Here is a 3,116-nt window from a genome sequence, read left to right as displayed (position 1 = left end):
ATGCGTTTGCCCGGCAAATGCGGCTCCATCCGATCCCACTGGTGATCTTTCAACATCAGACGAACTCCGCTCACCCAAGCCTCCGCGCCCAAAAGGAGCTTGAATCAGATTTGCGAGTCCGTCGAAAGCCTGAATGTCAACGCGCTCTAGCGATCTTCCAGCGGGCTGCGGCCGGCAAAGCCGAGCGGAAGGCAATTCTGCAGCAGGAGGGCTATGCCTGCTACACCACCTCGGCTGGCTGGCTCGGCTACAGCGACGAAAAGCTCTCCCGGCTTGCGTCTGAGGCGGTTGCGGCCGGGTTCCGGCACATCAAGATGAAGGTCGGCCGCGATCTTGAGGACGACATCCGCCGCCTGCGCATCTGCCGCCAGGTCATCGGTCCGGACGTGAAGATGATGATCGATGCCAACCAGGTGTGGGAGGTCGACCAGGCGATTGGTTGGCTCCGGCAGCTGCAGTTCGCCGAGCCCTACTTCATTGAGGAGCCGACTAGTCCAGATGATGTAGAAGGGCACCGCACGATCCGCGAGGCCATTGCGCCCGTGAAGGTCGCGACCGGTGAGATGTGCCAGAACCGCATTCTGTTCAAGCAGTTCATCACCCGTGGCGCCATCGACATTGTGCAGATCGATGCCTGCCGGATCGGCGGGCTGAACGAAGTACTGGCGGTGCTGCTCATGGCCGCCAAGTTCAACCTGCCGGTCTGGCCGCATGCCGGAGGCGTCGGCCTGTGCGAGTATGTTCAGCACCTCTCGATGATCGACTATCTGTCCGCATCCGGCACGAAGGACGAGCGAGTGATCGAGTATGTGGATCATCTCCATGAGCACTTCGTCGATCCCTGCGTGATCCGGGATGCGGCTTACATGCCGCCCCAGCGTCCGGGCTTCTCCATCGAGATGAAGCAGGCCTCGATCCAGCAGCATCTCTTCCCCGGGTCCGCCGCAGGGTCGCAAAGCGCCTGGTCAGTGACCTGACTTCCGAAGCCTGCTCGGGCTTGGGGCCCGAGAAGCATTTGCGGTTTGTAGTCTACGCCATTGGCTGCGCTCGGTCGGTTCACCGAACCATCCAAGCGACACAGTTGCCGGCAAGGTGACTGGCGTGACGCTGGTTGCATGCTGCCGGCTCTTGGCCCAACATCTTCAACGCCCGATACTTCGGAGGGGAAGAGACATGCCAGAACCCGGCGCAAAGACAGTTGCCTTAGGCCGCACCCATCTCTCGGTGTCGAAGCTCTGTTTCGGCACCTCAGCCCTCGGAGACATGCCGGATACCTATGGCTATGGGGTTGATGAACACCAGGCCAAGGAGACCATCCGGACGATCTTCGCCGGGCCGGTAAACTTCCTCGACACCTCCCGGAACTACGGGCTCGGGCGCAGTGAAGAAAGGATCGGGGCGGTAATCCGCGAGCGCGGCGGACTTCCCGCCGGATTCGTTCTGTCGACCAAGCTTGATCGAGATCCGGAGACGGGCCGATTCGATGCGGCTCAGGCACGCCGCTCCCTCGAAGAGAGCCTCGCAGCCTTGGGGCTGGAGCAGGTCCACCTGCTGCACCTTCACGATCCCGAACATGCAGCCTCACTGGACGAGATCACCAGCCCGTATGGTGCTTTGCGTGAGCTGTTCAAGATGCGGGACGAAGGGCTAGCGACGGCGGTCGGCCTCGCAGCAGGTCGTATCGACGTGATGATGCCGCTCCTGCGCGACTGGGACTTCGACGCGCTCATCACCCACAATCGCTACACCCTTGTCAACCGCAACGCAGAGCCAATGATCGACTTCGCCCATGCAAAAGGGATTGCAATTCTGAATGCGGCACCCTACGGCAGTGGCATTCTCGCCAAGGGCTCGGACCAGTATGCCCGCTACGCCTACCAGGACGCGGCCAGCGATCGGCTCGCACCCATCCACCGCCTCGAAGCGGTCTGCCGCCAGCACAATATTCCACTTGGCGCTCTTGCTCTGCAATTCTCCCTGCGGGACCCGCGGATTACCTCGACGATCTGTGGCGTCAGTCGGCCGGAGCGCATCGCGCAGACTCTCGAATGGGCGCAACGCCCCATTCCGGATCTTGTCTGGAGTGAGCTGTCGTCGGTGCCGGCCACAACCGAAGATCCAGAGGCGACCCGCCATTACAAGCTCGGGTGAGCGGCTCGGTTGCAGCAACCTGGGAAAGTTCCATCGCCTCGGTCCGAATGGGTCACTCAGGTAGCACGACTGAAGATCTGACTGACAATACGGATTTCACCGGACGCTCTGATGCAGCATCAGCGACGGACTTGTTTTCGTCCCGAAAGCCGCACGCCGGCCCACGCGCTAACGCTCCTTGTCTGCCCGCCGAGGTGTCTGCAGTTCGATGCGCCGACCCGACTTCAACGCCTCTAACGTCCTCTCAGCGATGTAACTTGCCAGGTATCCATCCCACGACGACGACGCGTCAGCATCGAGAGTACCAGAGTGAATCGCATTCACCCACGCCTGATTCTGCAGGCGATAAGCATCAGCAAAACGGGGAATCCAATTCGCAGGAAAGGCTGCCCTGTCAGATCCTTCGAAGAGGACGGACGTCAGGGCAGGTTGACCCATGCGTACCCCTCCCCGCTCGCACACCGCCTCTGCGTGGACATGGTAGCCGTAACCTGCATTCAAGAAGACCTCTGTCGAGACAAGTGCGCCGTTCTCGGCCTCCAAGGTAATGAGGAGCGAGTCGGCAGCCACGCCAGGCCGGTCGCTGCCGCATGCCACAACCGTGACAGCCTTGAACTCCGTGCCGAGTAACCAGCGGCTGACGTCGATCTCATGCACAAATGAATTCGTGACTGCCATGTCGGCGGTAAACCAATCCGGCGCAGACCGGTTACGATGCTGATTATGAAGGATCCGAACCTCGCCAAGCGTTCGCGCCTGCAGAGTGGCCTTCAGTTCTCTATAGGTCGGGTCGTACCGCCGCATATATCCGGTGTGAACGAGTTTTAGTTGTTTGGTGGCGGAACGTTGTTGGGATCGGGTGCGTTACGCCATTGAGGAGTACACTTGGCGCTTTGACGGCCTGCGACGCCGAGCTTCTCACCGCAGGAGGACGTGATGCACTCCCTTCATCCGCAAGCCCGCAC

General features: G+C 60.8%; 3 protein-coding genes. 2 read left to right on the top strand and 1 reads right to left on the bottom strand.

The window, feature by feature from the left end; genetic code table 11:
* Both FS320_RS40760 and FS320_RS40755 read left to right on the top strand, forming a co-directional pair.
* Nucleotides 1-977 (top strand): enolase C-terminal domain-like protein (locus FS320_RS40760; RefSeq protein WP_274597293.1); only part of this gene is annotated, 977 nt, incomplete at its 5' end.
* A 196-nt stretch (nucleotides 978-1,173) separates the two neighbouring features.
* Nucleotides 1,174-2,151: an aldo/keto reductase gene (locus FS320_RS40755; RefSeq protein WP_152718225.1), complete on the top strand. Its 978-nt coding sequence runs from the start codon at nucleotides 1,174-1,176 to the stop codon at nucleotides 2,149-2,151.
* Between the two features lie 168 nt (nucleotides 2,152-2,319).
* Here FS320_RS40755 and FS320_RS40750 read toward each other — a convergent pair whose 3' ends face one another.
* Nucleotides 2,320-2,955 carry a Gfo/Idh/MocA family protein gene (locus tag FS320_RS40750; protein ID WP_152718223.1) on the bottom strand — a complete coding sequence of 212 codons (636 nt, stop codon included), beginning with the start codon at nucleotides 2,953-2,955 and terminating at the stop codon, nucleotides 2,320-2,322.
* Between the last annotated feature and the right edge of the window lie 161 nt (nucleotides 2,956-3,116).

This window comes from Microvirga tunisiensis, assembly GCF_009296175.1.
GTDB lineage: Bacteria > Pseudomonadota > Alphaproteobacteria > Rhizobiales > Beijerinckiaceae > Microvirga > Microvirga tunisiensis.
This window is presented reverse-complemented; position numbering and strand designations above follow the sequence as displayed.